Origin of the sequence: Streptomyces sp. P13-3-3 (assembly GCF_050571355.1) — a bacterium.
GTDB classification, from domain to species: domain Bacteria; phylum Actinomycetota; class Actinomycetes; order Streptomycetales; family Streptomycetaceae; genus Streptomyces; species Streptomyces althioticus.
Genome location: NZ_CP192228.1, coordinates 5,240,109 through 5,256,060 on the forward strand (window position 1 = coordinate 5,240,109; position 15,952 = coordinate 5,256,060).

At 69.0% G+C, this 15,952-nt stretch carries 10 protein-coding genes; 8 read left to right on the plus strand and 2 right to left on the minus strand.

The genetic code is table 11. The features are described from left to right. The first annotated feature begins 153 nt into the window (after positions 1-153). The 5 genes from ACQZOG_RS23655 to ACQZOG_RS23675 are packed head-to-tail and all read left to right on the plus strand — an operon-like array spanning position 154 to position 5,928. Positions 154-1,146 (plus strand): ABC transporter permease, encoded by a 993-nt coding sequence (locus ACQZOG_RS23655; protein ID WP_058917160.1) that lies wholly within the window; start codon positions 154-156, stop codon positions 1,144-1,146. Continuing rightward, positions 1,140-2,021, plus strand: a complete 882-nt coding sequence (locus tag ACQZOG_RS23660; RefSeq protein ID WP_033274064.1) for a carbohydrate ABC transporter permease — start codon at positions 1,140-1,142, stop codon at positions 2,019-2,021. Before ACQZOG_RS23655 ends, ACQZOG_RS23660 begins: the two co-directional genes overlap by 7 nt. A 57-nt stretch (positions 2,022-2,078) precedes the next feature. Then, complete coding sequence (locus ACQZOG_RS23665) at positions 2,079-3,734, plus strand: extracellular solute-binding protein (protein WP_387786919.1); 1,656 nt, start codon at positions 2,079-2,081, stop codon at positions 3,732-3,734. Next, positions 3,731-5,248, plus strand: a complete 1,518-nt coding sequence (locus tag ACQZOG_RS23670) for a GH39 family glycosyl hydrolase (RefSeq protein ID WP_037642229.1) — start codon at positions 3,731-3,733, stop codon at positions 5,246-5,248. The genes ACQZOG_RS23665 and ACQZOG_RS23670 overlap by 4 nt, the downstream gene beginning before the upstream one ends. Then, positions 5,245-5,928: a hypothetical protein gene (locus ACQZOG_RS23675; RefSeq protein ID WP_033274061.1), complete on the plus strand. Its 684-nt coding sequence runs from the start codon at positions 5,245-5,247 to the stop codon at positions 5,926-5,928. The genes ACQZOG_RS23670 and ACQZOG_RS23675 overlap by 4 nt, the downstream gene beginning before the upstream one ends. 14 nt (positions 5,929-5,942) lie before the next feature. On the opposite strand, the gene ACQZOG_RS23680 is transcribed toward ACQZOG_RS23675, so the two are convergent. Then, positions 5,943-7,901, minus strand: a complete 1,959-nt coding sequence (locus ACQZOG_RS23680) for an alpha-glucuronidase (RefSeq protein WP_261675789.1) — start codon at positions 7,899-7,901, stop codon at positions 5,943-5,945. A 120-nt stretch (positions 7,902-8,021) separates the two neighbouring features. Then, on the minus strand, positions 8,022-11,828 hold the full coding sequence (locus tag ACQZOG_RS23685; RefSeq protein WP_193455877.1) for a GH92 family glycosyl hydrolase: 3,807 nt from the start codon (positions 11,826-11,828) through the stop codon (positions 8,022-8,024). Between the two features lie 673 nt (positions 11,829-12,501). On the opposite strand from ACQZOG_RS23685, the gene ngcE reads away from it, so the two are divergent. Genes ngcE through ACQZOG_RS23700 form a run of 3 tightly spaced genes read left to right on the plus strand, consistent with a single transcriptional unit; the run spans position 12,502 to position 15,819 of the window. Continuing rightward, positions 12,502-13,845: an N-acetylglucosamine/diacetylchitobiose ABC transporter substrate-binding protein gene (ngcE, locus tag ACQZOG_RS23690; protein WP_430741892.1), complete on the plus strand. Its 1,344-nt coding sequence runs from the start codon at positions 12,502-12,504 to the stop codon at positions 13,843-13,845. 7 nt (positions 13,846-13,852) lie between these two features. Then, complete coding sequence (locus ACQZOG_RS23695; protein ID WP_359498663.1) at positions 13,853-14,914, plus strand: carbohydrate ABC transporter permease; 1,062 nt, start codon at positions 13,853-13,855, stop codon at positions 14,912-14,914. Further along, on the plus strand, positions 14,911-15,819 hold the full coding sequence (locus tag ACQZOG_RS23700) for a carbohydrate ABC transporter permease (RefSeq protein WP_033274057.1): 909 nt from the start codon (positions 14,911-14,913) through the stop codon (positions 15,817-15,819). The genes ACQZOG_RS23695 and ACQZOG_RS23700 overlap by 4 nt, the downstream gene beginning before the upstream one ends. The last annotated feature ends 133 nt before the right edge of the window (positions 15,820-15,952 follow it).

Consider the following 15,952-nt stretch of genomic DNA (forward strand, 5'->3'; position numbering starts at 1 on the left):
GGCCCGTTCCGGACTTCCGTGCGGTCGTGACGTAGCAAAAGTCCCCTGCGCACCACCCATTGACACCGCTTACTACGACTCATAAGTTGCCGCGAAGTTACCGACAGATGCTCGAAAGTTTCGGTTCTGTGTCAGGCGCGGGAGGCCCGGGCAATGAGCAGCTCCACCACGTCGGCTCCACCTCCGGGCACCCAGGAGCCGCCACCCGCGCCCCCGCCCCGCCGGCGCACCCGGCCGCCCTCGCCCACCGGCTGGCGGCGCGCGCTGCGCAAGGACTGGCAGCTCTACTCGCTGGCCGTGCTGCCGCTGCTGTTCTTCCTGGTGTTCCGCTATCTGCCGATGATCGGCAACGTGATCGCGTTCCGCCGCTTCGAGCCGGGCGGGTCGATCCTCGGCGAGTACTGGGTGGGCCTGCGCTACGTCGAGATGTTCCTGTCCGACCCGACGTTCTGGCAGGTCTTCCGCAACACCCTGTGGATCGGCGGGCTGACGCTCGTCTTCTGCTTCCCGGTCCCCATCGTCCTCGCCCTGCTGCTCAACGAGGTCCGCCGCCGGTCGCTGAAACGGTTCGTGCAGTCGGTGTCGTACCTGCCGCACTTCCTGTCCATCGTGATCGTCGCCGGCATCACGATGCAGATGCTCGCCACGGACGGCCCGGTCAACCACGTCCTCGGCTGGTTCGGGCACGACCCCGTCCGGTTCATCCAGGAGCCCGACTGGTTCCGCACCATCTACGTCGGCTCCGAGATCTGGCAGACCGCCGGCTGGGGCACGATCCTCTACCTCGCCGCGCTCACCACCATCGACGAGGACCTGTACGAGGCCGCCCGGATCGACGGCGCGAACCGCTGGCGGCAGATCTGGCACGTCACCCTGCCCGGCATCCGCCCCACCATGATCACGCTGCTGATCCTCAACATCGGCACGTTCCTGGCCGTCGGCTTCGAGAAGGTCCTGTTGCTGTACAACCCGCTGACGTATCCCACCGCCGACGTGATCTCCACGTACCTCTACCGCACGGGTGTGGAGTCCAACAGCTTCAGCTACGCCGCCGCCATCGGCCTGTTCGAGGCGGTCATCGGGCTGGTGCTGATCACCTCGGCCAACCAGCTGTCGCGCCGCACGGTGGGGACGAGCCTGTGGTGAGCACGATCCGCCCCTCGCGGGGGTACCGCGTCTTCCAGGGCGTCAACGGCGTGATCCTCACCCTGGTCGTGCTGATCACGCTGTACCCGTTCGTCAACATCGTCGCCCGCTCGTTCAGCGGCGAGAAGGAGATCCGCGCCGGTGACGTGACGCTGTGGCCCCAGGGCTTCAACCTCACCACCTACGAGATCGTCTTCTCCGACTCGATGTTCTGGCGGAACTACGGCAACACCGTCCTCTACACGGTCGTCGCCACCGCCGTCGCCATGGTGCTGACCACCTGCTACGCCTACGTCCTGTCCAAGCACCACCTCAAGGGCCGCGGTGCGCTCGTCGGGATCGCCGTGTTCACCATGTTCTTCACCGGCGGCCTCATCCCCAACTACGTGCTGATCACCAGCCTCGGGCTGAAGAACAGCGTGTGGGCCATCGCCCTGCCGAACGCCATCAGCGTCTTCAACCTGCTGGTGATGAAGGCCTTCTTCGAGAGCCTGCCGACCGAACTGGAGGAGGCGGCGCAGATCGACGGTCTCAGCACCTACGGCACCCTGCTGCGGATCGTGCTGCCGCTGTCCAAGGCGGTCGTCGCGACCATGGTGCTCTTCTACTCGGTGTCCTTCTGGAACTCCTGGTTCTCCGCGTTCCTCTACATGGACCGCACCGAGCTGATGCCGGTCACGGTGTATCTGCGCAACCTCCTCGCGGGCGCCACCGGAGGGACCGCCGCCGGCGCGGGCACCGAGAACCTCACCCAGGTCAACGCCAACATCCAGGCGGTGACGATCGTGCTCACCTCGCTGCCGATCCTCTGCGTGTACCCGTTCGTGCAGCGCTACTTCGTCTCCGGCGTGATGCTCGGCGCGGTCAAGGGCTGACGGCCGCAGGCACTCCACCCACCCCCCCAAGTCCACCCCCACGTCACAGGAGTCCCCGTGAAGAACGACGGACAGCTCTCCCGGCGCCAGATACTCGCCGCAGCGGGCTTCATCGGCCTCGCCACCCTCACCGGCTGCGGCAGCGGCGGCGGCGAGGACACCAAGGACCTGTCGAAGAAGCGCACGGGCGCCATGAAGAACTACCGGGCGGGACAGCAGTTCAAGGCGACCGAGCCGCTCACCTTCACCGTGCTGCACAACGACAACCCGGTCTACCCGATGAAGAAGAACTGGCTGTTCTGGAAGGAGCTGTCCCGGCGCACCGGCGTCACCCTGGACGCCACCCCGGTCCCGCTGAGCGACTACGAGAAGAAGCGCAGCCTCCTCATCGGCGCGGGCGACGCCCCCCTGCTCATCCCCAAGACCTACCCGGGCGCGGAGACCGCCTTCGTCTCCTCCGGGGCCGTCCTGCCGGTCAGCGAGTACACCGACCTGATGCCCAACTTCCTGGACAAGGTGAAGAGATGGAACCTCCAGCCGGAGGTCGACTCGCTGCGCCAGTCCGACGGCCGCTACTACCTGCTCCCCGGCCTGCACGAGAAGGTGCGCCAGCAGTACTCGCTGTCCTTCCGCACCGACATCCTCGACAAGCACGGCCTCGCCCTGCCCACCACCTGGGACGAGGTGTACACGACCCTCAAGGCGCTCCGTGAGGAGTACCCCGACCGCTACCCGCTCACCGACCGCTGGAGCACCAACACGCCGTTCCCGGCGGGCGCGTTGTTCCAGTATCTCGGGCAGGCCCACGGCGTCCGCGCCGGCTGGTCGTACCAGAACACCACCTGGGACCCCGAGGCGGAGAAGTTCGTCTTCACCGGCGCGACGGACGCCTTCCGCCAGGTCGTGGAGTACCTGCGCAAGCTGGTCGCGGAGAAGCTGATGGACCCGGAGAGCTTCACCCAGACCGACGAGGAGGCGGTCAGGAAGCTGCTGGGGGAGAAGTCCTTCGCGATCAGCGCCAACGCGCAGGAGCTGGTGCAGAACTACCGCTACAACCTCCAGCGGCAGGTCAAGGGCGCCACCATCGAGATGATCCCGGTGCCGCTCGGCCCGGCGGGCGAGATCGTCATGGGCGGCGGGCGCCTGGAGAACGGCATGATGATCTCCAGCAAGGCGCTGGAGCGGGACGACTTCGTCGCCCTGATGCAGTTCGTGGACTGGCTCTGGTACTCCGACGCCGGCCAGGAGTTCTGCAAGTGGGGCGTGGAGAAGACCACGTTCACCCGCTCCGGTGACGCGGGCTACCAGCTCACGCCGGGCATCTCCCTCATGGGCTCCGACCCGGACGCCCCGAAGGACCTGCAGAAGGACTACGGCTTCTTCAACGGCGTGTTCACCTACGGCGGCAGCTGGGCGCTGGTGTCCTCCTCGTTCAGCCCCGACGAGAAGAAGTTCACCGACGCGATGGCCTCCCGCAAGGAGCTGCCCACCGACCCGCCGCACCCGCTGCGCGCCGAGGAGCAGGAGCAGGCCACCCTCTGGGACACCCCGCTGAAGGACCACGTCACCCAGAACGCCCTGCGCTTCGTCCTCGGCAAGCGTCCCCTCTCCGAGTGGGACGACTACGTCAAGGAGCTCGAGGCGAAGAACATGGACCGGTACATCGAGCTGCACAACCAGGCGTACGAGCGCTTCCAGAAGGAGAACGCGTGATCCACGTGCCCGCGGAGCCGGCCGGCCCGCTGTCCGACGCCTGGCGCGCCTGCGTCGGCACCGGCCGCCTCGACCTCGCCCTGCGCCGCGACTACCAGGACTCCCTCGCCCTGCTCCAGCGCGACATCGGCTTCCGGCACCTGCGCGGCCACGGCCTGCTCAGCGACGACATGGGCGTCCACCGCCCCTACGAGTGGCAGGGCTCCCGCCGCACCCACCACTCGTTCACCTACCTCGACCAGGTCTTCGACGCCCTCCTCGCCACCGGCATCCGCCCCTTCCTGGAACTCGGCTTCATGCCAGGGGAGATGGCGTCCGGCACACAGACGGTGTTCTGGTGGGAGGGCAACGTCACCCCACCCGCCGACGAGAAGGAGTGGACCCGCCTGGTGCGCGCGGTCCTCACCCACCTGATCGACCGCTACGGCCTCGACGAGGTGCGCACCTGGCCCGTCGAGGTGTGGAACGAGCCGGACCTGCCCCCGTTCTGGCAGAACGCCGACGAGGCGGCCTACCACCGGCTGTACGAGGCGACGGCGCACACCGTCAAGGAGGTGGACGCCGAGCTGGCCGTCGGCGGGCCCGCGCTGTCCCCGGCCGCCGACGGCTGGCTGGAGCGGTTCGCCGAGTTCGCCGAACACCGTGACGTGCCCGTGGACTTCGTGTCCCGGCACGCCTACGCCTCCGGGCCCGCGCAGAACGTCCCGTTCGGCACCCACCAGACCCTCGCCCCGGCGAGCACCCTGCTCGACCAGTTCGCCCAGCCGCACACGGCCCTCGCGGGCACCCGACTGGCCGGACTGCCGGTGCACATCACCGAGTTCAACTCGTCCTACCGGCCGGACAACCTGATCCACGACACCGCGTTCCACGCCGCCTACCTCGCCCCCGTGGTGGCGGCGGGCGGCGACCACGCCGACTCCTTCTCCTACTGGACGTTCAGCGACGTCTTCGAGGAGACCGGCATCCCCACCGCCCTGTTCCACGGCGGCTTCGGCCTGCTCACCCACCGCCAGATCCGCAAACCCACCTACCACCTGTACGCGTTCATGGCGCGCATGGGCCCGGAGCAGCTGGCGCGCGGGGACGACCACCTGGTCACCCGGCACGCGGACGGCCGGATCACCGTCCTCGCCTGGGCCCCTGTCGACCCCACGGGCGACACTCCCGGCCCGGACGGGCACACCCTGCGCCTGTCCCTCCCCGTGGCCGGCGACGGGCGCGGCGAGGTGTTCGTGCGCCGGTCCTCCGTCGACGAGGAGCGCGGCAACGCCTACACCGCCTGGCGGCACATGGGTTCCCCCCGCTCCCCGCGCCCCGGACAGCTCGACATGCTGCACGAGGCCTCCGAGCCCGTCCGCAGCCACTCCCGGCTGCCCGTCGAGAACGGCCGGACCGACCTCACCGTCACCCTCGCCCGCCACGAGATCACCCTCGTCGAGCTGACCCCGGTGGACGACGAGACCCCGCCCTGGTGGGACGAGCGGCGGCTGCTCGGCCGGGACACGGCATGAGCACCGTACGCGCCGACGCCTTCGGCACCGGCCCGCTGTCCCGGGCCGCCGCCCTGATCCACACGCTCGTCACCGTCGAGGCCCTGCTGCTGCTCACCGCGGCGCCGGGCCTCGCCGGCCTCTTCCTCCTCGCCCCCGACCCCGCCAACCTGCCCCTCGCCGCCCTCTGCCTGCTCCCGCTCGGCCCGTCCGCCGCCGCGGCCCTCTACGCCCTGCACCACCGCAGCGGCGACCTCACCGAACTCCGCCCGTCCCGCGCGTTCCTGCGCGGCTGGCGGCTGGGCGCCGTCCCCGCGCTGAAGCTGTGGGCGCCGCTGCTGGCCTGGCTCACGGTCATCGCGTTCACCCTCACGCACTTCCCCGCGACCGGGCTGCCCGGCTGGTGGGCGGTCCTGCTCGCCGTCATCGGCACGGGCAGCCTGCTGTGGGGCGCCCACGCGCTGGTGCTGACCGCCCTGTTCGCCTTCCGCGCCCGCGACACCGCCCGCCTCGCCGCGTACTTCCTGCCGAAGCACCCGCGGGCCACCCTGGGCGCCCTGTCCCTGCTGATCCTCACAGCAACCGGCACCGCCCGGCTCACGGAGGCGCTGCCCGCCCTGCTCGCCGCACCCCTGCTGCTGTCCCTGCTGCACGCCGCCCGCCCGGTGATCGAGGAGACCCGGGACCACTTCACGGCCTGAGGCCGCACCGGCGTTCAGTGAATCGTGCGCCCGTGCTCGTCCCGCACCCCGGACTTGCGCAGGAAGTAGCTGTTGATCTGGTCCCGCCACTCGCGGGCACAGCGCAGCTGCTCCTCGAACCGCTCCGACACCCGTGCGTGCCGCTCCGGCTCCACCAGGTCCGCGAGGTCCGCCCATACCCGGCGGGCCTCCTCGGCCTCCTCCACGCCCTCGAAGTGGGTGTCGTAGATGTGCTGGATCACCGTCTTCCCGCTGTGCAGCAGATGGCCGTACGGGACGTGGTGGAAGAACAGCAACAGCTCCTCGGGGCAGGTGCCGGGGGACTCGTAGAGCTTCGCCCACGGCTCGGCGTACTGCGCGGCGAAGCCGGTGCCGGTCGCCACGGAGCGGTCGACGCCGATCCCGTCACGGTCGGCGAAGTGGTAGGTGCCCCAGGGGCTGTACTCGTAGCCGTCCACGCTCGGCCCGTAGTGGTGCCCCGGCTGCACCATGAAACCCACCCCGAGCGGAGCCGTGTACTTCTCGTACGTCGCCCAGGAGCCGTCCAGGATCGCGTGCAGCCCGTCGGCCAGCCGGTCCGGGGCGCCCGGGTGGGTCAGCGCGATCCACTCGTCGAGCACGCCCCGCGGGTCCGCCGCGGGGTCCCATGCCAGCCGTCCGAAGGTGTACAGGTTGGCCTGGGCGAGCGGGTGCCCCGTCCAGTAGCGGTCGTCGCCGGCGTTGGACACCGCGACCAGCTCGTGCGCGAGCCGCCCGGCGGGCACCTCGCCGTCCGGGCGGAACCGCAGCACCTCGCTCCACATCGGGCCCAGCCAGCACACGTGCCTCTGCTGCCCGGTGTACTCCTGGGTGACCTGGAGCTCCACCGCGAGCCGGGTGTCCGGCATCGCGCCGATCAGCGGCGACACCGGCTCACGCACCTGGAAGTCCATCGGCCCGTGCTTCACCTGGAGCACCGCGTTGTCCGCGAACTCCCCGTCCAGCGGGGCGAAGTGGTCGTACGCGGCACGCGCCCGGTCGGTCGAGCGGTCCCGCCAGTCCTGACGGTGGTCGTAGACGAACGCCCGCCAGTGCACCGTGCCGCCGTGCGGCTCCAGCGCCGCGGCCAGCATGTTCGCCCCGTCGGCGTGCGAGCGGCCGTAGGCGAAGGGGCCCGGCCGGCCCTCGGAGTCGGCCTTCACGACGTACCCGCCGAAGTCCGGGATCTCCGCGTACACGCGGGCGGTCACCGCCGCCCACCACTCGCGCACCGCCGGGTCCAGCGGGTCGGCGGTGTCCGGTCCGCCCAGCAGCATCGGCGCGGCGAAGCTGACGGAGAGGTGCGTGCGGATGCCGTACGGGCGCAGCGCCCCCGCGATGGCGGCCACGTCGCCGATCCGGTCGGTCAGCAGCCGCGCCTCGGTGGCGTGCACGTTGACGTTGTTGACGGCGACGGCGTTGATCCCGCACGCGGCCAGCAGCCTGCCGTACGCCCGCACCCGGCCGAGGTCGCCGCGCGCCTCACCGTCCGCCCAGAACAGGGAGCCGCCCGCGTAGCCGCGTTCGACCTGCCCCATCACCGGGTGCACGGCCACGTTGTCCCAGTGGTCCAGCATGCGGGTGGCGAGGGCGGGCCGGTGCGTGCGCGGCGCCAGGTCACCGGCGAAGGCGTCCTCACCGAGCCGCACGACGTGGAACAGCCCGTACAGCAGTCCGCGCCCGCTCGGCGCGGTCAACGTCGTGGCCCCGCCGGCGCGTCGGAGTGTGTAGCTCTCGTCGTCCGGGCTGCCGCCGGTCACTTCGAGGACGAACTCGGCCGTGTCCCCGTCCCGGACCACCTCACCGCCGAACCACGCGCAGGCGTCGATGAGTTCACGGCGTACGGTGTCCGTCAGGGGGTCCGTGCCGCCCCGGATCACTGAACGGCGGGCGCCGACCGCGCGGAACGCGGCGTCGGGCAGCCAGGCGGCGTCGAAGTCCCCCGAGTCCGTCATGGCTCCATTCTGGTGCACCGGGTGCTCCGGAAGGTACCCGTGGTGGTCGACCGAACCAGGCGGACAGGGCAAGGAAACGGCGGGCCCGGACCAGGTCCGGACCCGCCAGGTGGGCGTGGATCAGCCCAGCAGCTCCACCTCCGCCAGCGTCGCCTCACCGGTCAGCACCAGCCGGTAGTGCTCGTACGGCTTCGGCTTCGCCACCGAGAAGACGCGGGTCTGCCTGTCCCAGCGGAAGGACTCGTCCGCCCGCCGGTCCACGTCCTGCCACGTCTTCCCGTCCGCCGAGCCCTGGAGCACCCAGCCGGTGGGCGCCTCGCCGGCCTTGGCGGAGGTCAGCGTGTACTGCACCGCCGCGGCGGCCTTCTCCACGGGCAGTTCGGCCTCGGTCACCGCGGCGGCGGTCTCCGACGTGTTGTCGAACAGCGGGCCCTCGCCCTTCACCGCGTCCTCGCGCGGGGCGGGCACCTCGTCGTCCTGGGTGATCGACACCGGCGCGGCGTTCTTGCCGGTGCCCCACGCCGACGGGCGCGGACCCATGTCGAACTCGAGCACTCCGCCCTTGGCGATCACCGAGTGCGGCAGCGCCGTGGAGTTCCACCGCTTGCCGTTGACCTTCAGGCCCTGCACGTACACGTTCTTCGCGCTGTTCTTCGGCGCCTTGACGACCAGCTCGCGGCCGTTCTCCAGGTGCACGGTGACCTTGGTGAACAGCGGGGAGCCGATGGCGTACTCGCCGCTGCCCATCACCAGCGGGTAGAAGCCGAGCGAGGAGAACAGGTACCAGGCGGACTGCTCGCCGTTGTCCTCGTCGCCGTGGTAGCCCTGCCCGATCTCGCTGCCGGTGTAGAGGCGGGACAGCACCTCACGCACGTTCTTCTGCGTCTTCCAGGGCTGCCCGGCCGCGTCGTACATGTACAGGGCGTGGTGCGCCACCTGGTTGGAGTGGCCGTACATGCCCATGCGCACGTCGCGCGCCTCGATCATCTCGTGGATGACGCCGCCGTAGGAGCCCTTGAGGTCCGGGGAGGCCGTCTCGGGCGTGGAGAGGTACTCGTCCAGCTTGTCGGCGAGTCCCTTGCGCCCGCCGTACAGGTTGGCGAGGCCCCGGCTGTCCTGGGCGGCGGTGAACGCGTAACCCCAGCCGTTGGTCTCCGTGTAGTCGTAGCCCCAGACGCGCGGGTCGTACGCGGAGGACTTCACCCGCCAGTCGCCCTCGAGGTCCCGGCCCTGGAAGAAGCCGGCCTCGGCGTCGAACAGCTTGACGTAGTCCTGGGCGCGGTTGAGGAAGTACGCGGACTCCTCCTTGTAGCGCCTGTCACCGGTCTTCTCGTACAGCGCCTCGCCCATCTTGGCGATGCCGTAGTCGTTGAGGTAGCCCTCCAGGGCCCAGGACAGGCCCTCGTGGGTCTCGGTGCTGGTGTAACCGAGGAACGGCGAGGTCGCCATGCCCTTGCGGCCCACACCGGACGACGGCGGCACCACGGTGGCGTTCTTCACCGCCGCGTCGTAGGCGGCCTTCGCGTCGAAGCCGTCGACGCCCTTGACGTAGGCGTCCGCGAACGCCACGTCCGAGGAGGTGCCGGTCATCAGGTCCGCGTAGCCGGGGGAGGACCAGCGGGAGGTCCAGCCGCCGTCCTTGTAGTGCTGCACGAACCCGTCGACCAGCTCACCGGCCTTGGAGGGGGTGAGGAAGGAGTACGCGGGCCAGGTCGTCCGGTAGGTGTCCCAGAAGCCGTTGTTGACGTACACCTTGCCGTCCACGATCTTCGCGCCCGTGTGGGTCGGCGTGTCCTGCTCCGGCATCTTCGAGAACGGCGAGGCGTACTTGTCCTTTCCGTCGACCTTCTCGAAGCCCGAGTTCGGGTACAGGTACAGCCGGTACAGGCTGGAGTAGAGCGTGGTCAGCTGGTCCGGCGTGGCGCCCTCGACCTCGACCTTGCCGAGGATGCGGTCCCACTGGCGCTGCGCGTCCCGCTTGACCTTCTCGAAGGAGGTCTTGCGCCCGATCTCCTGGCGCAGGTTGTCCTTCGCCTGGTCGACGCCGATCAGGGAGGTGGCCAGGCGCAGGGTGACCGTGCGGTCCTTGCCGGCGTCGAAGCGCAGGTGGCCGCGCTCGCCCTTGGAGTCGCCGCCGGTGACCTTCTTGTCGAACTCGCCGTAGACGAACAGCCGGGTGGCGCCGGTGGACAGGCCGGACTTCACGTCCGAGTAGCCGGTGAAGGAGGAGTCCTCCTCGTTCAGCGTCAGCCCCGCCTGGTCCGTGACGTTGTCGAAGATCACGCTCGCGTCGTCACCGGGGTAGGTGAAGCGCATCATCGCCGCGTGGTCCGTCGGCGCCATCTCGGCCTTCACGCCGTTCTCGAACCGCACCCCGTAGTAGTACGGCCGGGCGGTCTCGTTCTCGTGCCGGAAGGCCAGCTCGCGCGCGTCACGGCCGGTCTCCGGGGTGCCCTCCGCAGCCGACGGCATCACCTGGAAGGTCTGCCGGTCGCCCATCCAGGGGCTGGGTTCGTGGCTCGCGCTGAACGCCTGGATCGTCGGCAGGTTGTCGTCGTTGTTGCCCGCCGCGTACTCGTACAGCCAGCTGTCGGAACCGGCGTTGGTCACCGGGGTCCAGAAGTTGAAGCCGTGCGGCACGGCCGCCGCGGGGAAGGTGTTGCCACGCGAGAAGCTGCCGCTGGAGTTGGTGCCGCGGGTGGTCACCGCGTAGTCCGACAGATGCGCCTTCGGCGGCTCGGGCCGCGCCTGCTTCAGCGCCACGTCGTCCAGCCAGCCGCGGAACTTCGCCGGGCCCTTGGGGGAGTCGTACGCCACCAGGATCCGGTCGACCGTCCTGCCCTTGGCCACCGACCCGATCCGGGAGACCACGTTGTTCCACTGGTTGACGTACAGCACCTTGGACTCGCCCTGCCCGCGCGGGGTGAGCGGGAAGCCGTGCTGGTCGGTGGCGCGCAGGTCGCTCAGATAGGTGCCGTCGGTGAAGGCGAGGTCGACGGCGACGTTCGTGGCGTCGTAGTCGAGGTCGCCGTCCGCCATCGACGGAAAGATCCGGTAGGACAGCTGGGTGTCCCGCTCGACCTTCACGTTGACGTCGAACACCTTGTTGTACGAGTACGCCCGCCCGTCGGCGAGGTGCCGGCCCGCGTAGCGCAGCGCCCGTACGCCGGTGAAGCCGGCCCGCGCCTTCGCGGTCGGGGAGCCGGTGGGGCCGCGGTCGACCAGCGACAGCATGTCCTCGGGCTCCGGCTCGTCCTCGCCGCCGGCCGCGAACTGCACGTCGGCGAGCTGCACGAGGTCGCCGCTGCCGTTCCTGGTGATCTCCAGCCGGAAGTGGCGGTACTCGCCGACGACGGACGCGTCCAGCGCGTACGTCTTCGTCTGGAAGCGCTCCTCGAACGTCTCACCCGTGCGGGTGTCGAGGGTCGTCCAGTCCTCCCCGTCGGTGGAGCCCTTGAGGGTCCAGTCGCGCGGGTCGCGCTCCTCGTGGTCGTTGGCGGAGGTGAGGGCGTAGCGCTGCACCTCGACCGGCGCGTCGAAGTCGAACTCGAGCCAGGCGGTGGGCTCGAAGGCCAGCCACTTGGTGCTGGACAGACTGTCGACGAGGTGCTCCTTCACCTCCCGGCCGTCGGTGTTCTCCGCGCTCGCGCGGACCTCGGTGACATGGTCGGTGACGTTGCCGGGTATCCCGGCGCTGTACCCGCCGTTCACGCCGGAGGCGCGCTTGCCGCCGCCGCGCGTGGTCTCCACGGTGTTCAGCCAGTCCGGGGCGGGGTCCCCGGACTCGAACGACGAGGAGAACTCCCGGTCGGTCTTCGGCGGCGCCTCGGAGAGCGCCACGGCGACACCCTGCGAGCCCGCGGCCAAAGCGAAGGCGGTCGTCGCGACGACCGCCGTTCCCCATCTGTGCCGAACCCTCTGTTGCATGCGCGAGCACCCTCCCTGCGCTGGACAACGTTGTCAATTGCAGTGCGCAAGGACCAGTAGTGGGTCAAGTGGTCTTTGATGTCAAGGGGTTGATTGTGGCATTCGCAAGCGATGGCGCGGACTTTTCCGTTGCGTAAGGTGCCCGAGGCTCTTATTTCCGCGAGGTCTCAACTCGGAAAAGACGTACGGGGAACCTTGCATTCGATCTTGCTCCGTCGGCGTGAAGTGGACTATACCTGTCGGCACTCCGGGGCAATCTTCACCGCACCCGCCCCGTACCAGCCGCACTTCCTGCACGACCCAGCTTGACCCGAACGCGGTGCCGGAGGATCCGGTTCACCGCCTGAGTCCTGGAGAAGGCGAGGACTTGAGCATGGGATCCACTTCCGGCGTAGGCCATGGCGATCTGATCAGGCGGGGTGCGACCACCGCTCCGGCCCCGGCGGCTTCCGCGCCGGCATCGCTCAGCTGATCACCGGCGCCGCACCGCGGCTCCGAGACGACGGCGACAACGCCCCAGGTACGGCCGGCGGGGGACCGGTCCGGCCACGGCGGGCGCACACGCAGCACACCCGTACCGAGCCAATCGATCAGTGAGGATGCAGAGATGACCATTCGTGCCGGCTCTCTTGACAGGCGGACGCTCCTGCGCGGGGCCATCGCCACCGCGGCGGTGGGATCGTTCGCGGTAGCGTGCAGCTCTCCTTCCAGCAAGGACAGCGGCGGCGGCAGCGGCCCGAAGGGCGAGAAGAGCGCCACGAACCCGTTCGGTGTCGCCGCGAACTCCACGGTCGAGGCGGCCATCTTCGACGGCGGCTACGGCACCGACTACGTCGACTACACCAACCAGGTGCTCGGCAGCCAGGTCAAGGGCCTCAAGGTCAAGGTCGACCCGGTCGTCGACATCGCCCCCCAGCTCCAGCCCCGCTTCGTCGGCGGCAACCCGCCGGACCTCATCGACAACTCCGGTGAGGACCAGATCGGCTTCCTGGGCATCCTCGACCAGCTGGAGGAGCTCGACGACCTCTTCGAGGCCAACACCTACGAAGGCAAGAAGATCGCCGACATCGTCTACCCCGGCGTCAAGGACCCCGGCACGTTCAGGGACAAGTTCGTCGCGCTCAACTACGTGATGACCGTGTACGGCGTCTGGTACTCGAAGACGCTCTTCGAGGAGAACGGCTGGACCCCGCCGAAGACCTGGGACGAGGCGCTCGACCTCGGCCAGCAGGCGAAGAAGAAGGGCAAGTACCTCTTCGTCCACGGCAAGGAGGCGGCGACCTACTACCGCACGCTCCTGATCGACTCGGCGATCAAGGAGGGAGGCGACGAGGTCCGGCTCGCCCTGGAGAACCTGGAGAAGGGCTGCTGGTCGCACCCGGCCGTCCAGGGCGTCATCAAGGTCATGGAGACCATGGTCAGGCAGAAGATGTTCGTCCCCGGCGGCTCCGGCACCCAGTTCCAGAAGGCGCAGGCGATCTGGAGCAACGACCAGAAGGCGCTGCTCTACCCGTCCGGCGGCTGGATCGAGAACGAGATGAAGAAGGCCACGAAGGCCGACTTCCAGATGACCAGCTTCCCGTCGATGACGCTCACCGACAAGCCGGCGCTGCCCTACGAGTCGCTCCGCGCGGCCGCCGGCGAGCCGTTCATCGTGCCCCGGCAGGGCAAGAACCCGGCCGGCGCCAAGGAGGTGCTGCGGGCGATGCTGTCGGAGAAGGCGGCCGCCAACTTCTCGAAGACGAAGCTGGCCCCGACGATCGTCAAGGGCACCGTGCCCGCCGACGGTTACGGATCGACGGCCCTCGTCTCGCAGACGACGATGCTGGAGGCCGCGGGCACCAACATCTTCAACTACATGTTCGTCGAGACCTACGGCATGAACACCGACCAGCTGGTGCCGTGGAACTCGTTCCTCGCCGGTGACCTCGACGGCAAGGGGCTGACCTCCGCCCTGCAGAAGATCTCCGACAAGGTCCGGGAGGACGACTCCGTCGACAAGGTCAAGGTCAGCTAGCAGCGCGATGAAGGACACGATCCCCACTGCCGAGACCGCGAGCCGCCGGCCCGAGCCGGCCGCTCGCGGTGGGCGCCCACGGCGCCGCAAGTTCACCTTCGACCGGGTGACGTTCTTCCTCGCGTTCCTCGGTGTCCCGCTGGCCATCTTCGTGATCTTCGTCCTGATCCCGTTCGGCCAGGCGATCTTCTGGGCCATGACCGACTGGCGCGGCTTCAGCCCGGACTACACCTTCGTCGGCTTCGACAACTTCACGAAGATGTTCCAGGACGACGTGTTCCTGAAGGCGTTGCGCAACGTCGCACTCCTCGCGGTCTTCGTGCCGCTGGTGACGCTGACGCTCGCCCTCGGGGTGGCCGTGGCCATCACCCTGGGAGGGCCGAGCAAGGGCCCCGTCCGAGGGATCCGGGGAGCGTCGTTCTACCGGATCGTCTCGTTCTTCCCGTACGTCGTGCCCGCGATCATCGTCGGTCTGATCTGGGCGCAGATGTACGACCCGAACGCCGGTCTGCTCAACGGCGTCCTCACGGGCCTCGGCCTCGACCGGTTCGAGACGTTCGCGTGGCTGGGCGAGAAGGCGACGGCGATGCCGTCCCTGATGTTCGTCATCGTCTGGGGGCTCGTCGGGTTCTACGCGGTGCTCTTCATCGCCGCGATCAAGGGCGTCCCCGCCGAGCTGTACGAGGCGGCGAGGATCGACGGGGCCGGCCGGCTGCGCACCACGGTCTCGATCACCTTGCCGGCGATCCGGGACAGCGTGCAGACGGCGTACATCTACCTGGGCATCGCCGCCCTCGACGCGTTCGTCTACGTGCAGGCGATGCTGCCGAACGGCGGTCCGGACAACTCGACCCTGACGATCAGCCAGCGTCTGTTCAACGTCGCCTTCGCCAAGCAGCAGTTCGGCTACGCCACCGCGATGGGCGTCGTCCTCGCCGTCGTCACCCTGGTGTTCGCGGCGCTGGTGTTCCTCGTCAACCGCCTCACGGGCGGCGGCGAGGGCGAGAGCAAGAGGAAGGCACCCGGGTCGAAAGCCCGGCGTGCCGCAGCCGAGGGAGGTGCCGGGTGAGCGTCATCGCCGCCGACCGGAAGACGGCCGGTGACCGTGAACCGGTGAGGGACCGGAGGCTGACGCGTGTCGCCGCGAGCAGCGACCGCCGCTTCGCGGCGATCTCGCACGCCCTGCTGATCGTGTGGTCCGTGGTCGTGATCGTGCCCATGCTGTGGGTGCTGATGTCGTCGTTCAAATCGACCGGCGAGATCCTTTCGTCGCCGTTCTCGCTGCCGGATCACTGGCGGGTCGAGAACTACGCGAACGCGTGGACCGACGCGAACATCGGAAGGTACTTCCTGAATTCCGTGATCGTCGTGGTCTCGGCACTGATCCTGGTGATGCTGCTCGGCGCGATGTGCGCCTACATTCTCGCCCGGTTCGAGTTCCCCGGCCGTCGGCTGATCTACTACGTCATGCTCGCCGGCCTGACGTTTCCGGTCTTCCTGGCGATCGTTCCGCTTTTCTTCCAGTTGCAGAACTTCGGGCTGCTGAACACGCGTCCAGGACTGATTCTCACCTATGTCGCGTTCGCGCTTCCGTTCACGATGTTCTTCCTCTATTCGTTCTTCCGGTCGCTGCCGCACGACGTGTACGAGGCGGCGCTGATCGACGGTGCCGGGGACTGGCGGGCGTTCTTCCAGGTGATGCTGCCGATGGCCCGTCCGGGCATGGCGGCGGTGGCGATCTTCAACTTCCTGGGCCTGTGGAACCAGTTCCTGCTGCCGGTGGCGCTCAACACCGACCAGGACATGTGGGTCCTCACCCAGGGCATGGCCGCCTACGCGTCCTCACAGGTCTACGACATCGACTACGGCGCGCTGTTCGCGGCCATCGTGATCACGGTGGTGCCCGTGCTGATCGTCTACTGCGTCTTCCAGCGGCGGATCGCCGGTTCGGTGTCGCAGGGGACCTTCCGCTGACGCACGCCGTCGCTCCACCCGTCGTACACAGGGGTCCGGCCCCGGAGAGACAGCTCTCCGGGGCCGGACCCCTGTGACGCACTGCACGTAGTCGGCCGGACACGGCCTGGAACCGATTTCTGTCAAGGTCTTG

Coding starts and splice junctions, on each gene's coding strand:
- ACQZOG_RS23675 (WP_033274061.1), top strand. CDS start 5,245: ATGAGCACCGTACGCGCCGACGCCTTCGGCACCGGCCCGCTGTCCCGG.
- ACQZOG_RS23695 (WP_359498663.1), top strand. CDS start 13,853: ATGAAGGACACGATCCCCACTGCCGAGACCGCGAGCCGCCGGCCCGAG.
- ACQZOG_RS23680 (WP_261675789.1), bottom strand. CDS start 7,901: ATGACGGACTCGGGGGACTTCGACGCCGCCTGGCTGCCCGACGCCGCG.
- ACQZOG_RS23685 (WP_193455877.1), bottom strand. CDS start 11,828: ATGCAACAGAGGGTTCGGCACAGATGGGGAACGGCGGTCGTCGCGACG.
- ACQZOG_RS23655 (WP_058917160.1), top strand. CDS start 154: ATGAGCAGCTCCACCACGTCGGCTCCACCTCCGGGCACCCAGGAGCCG.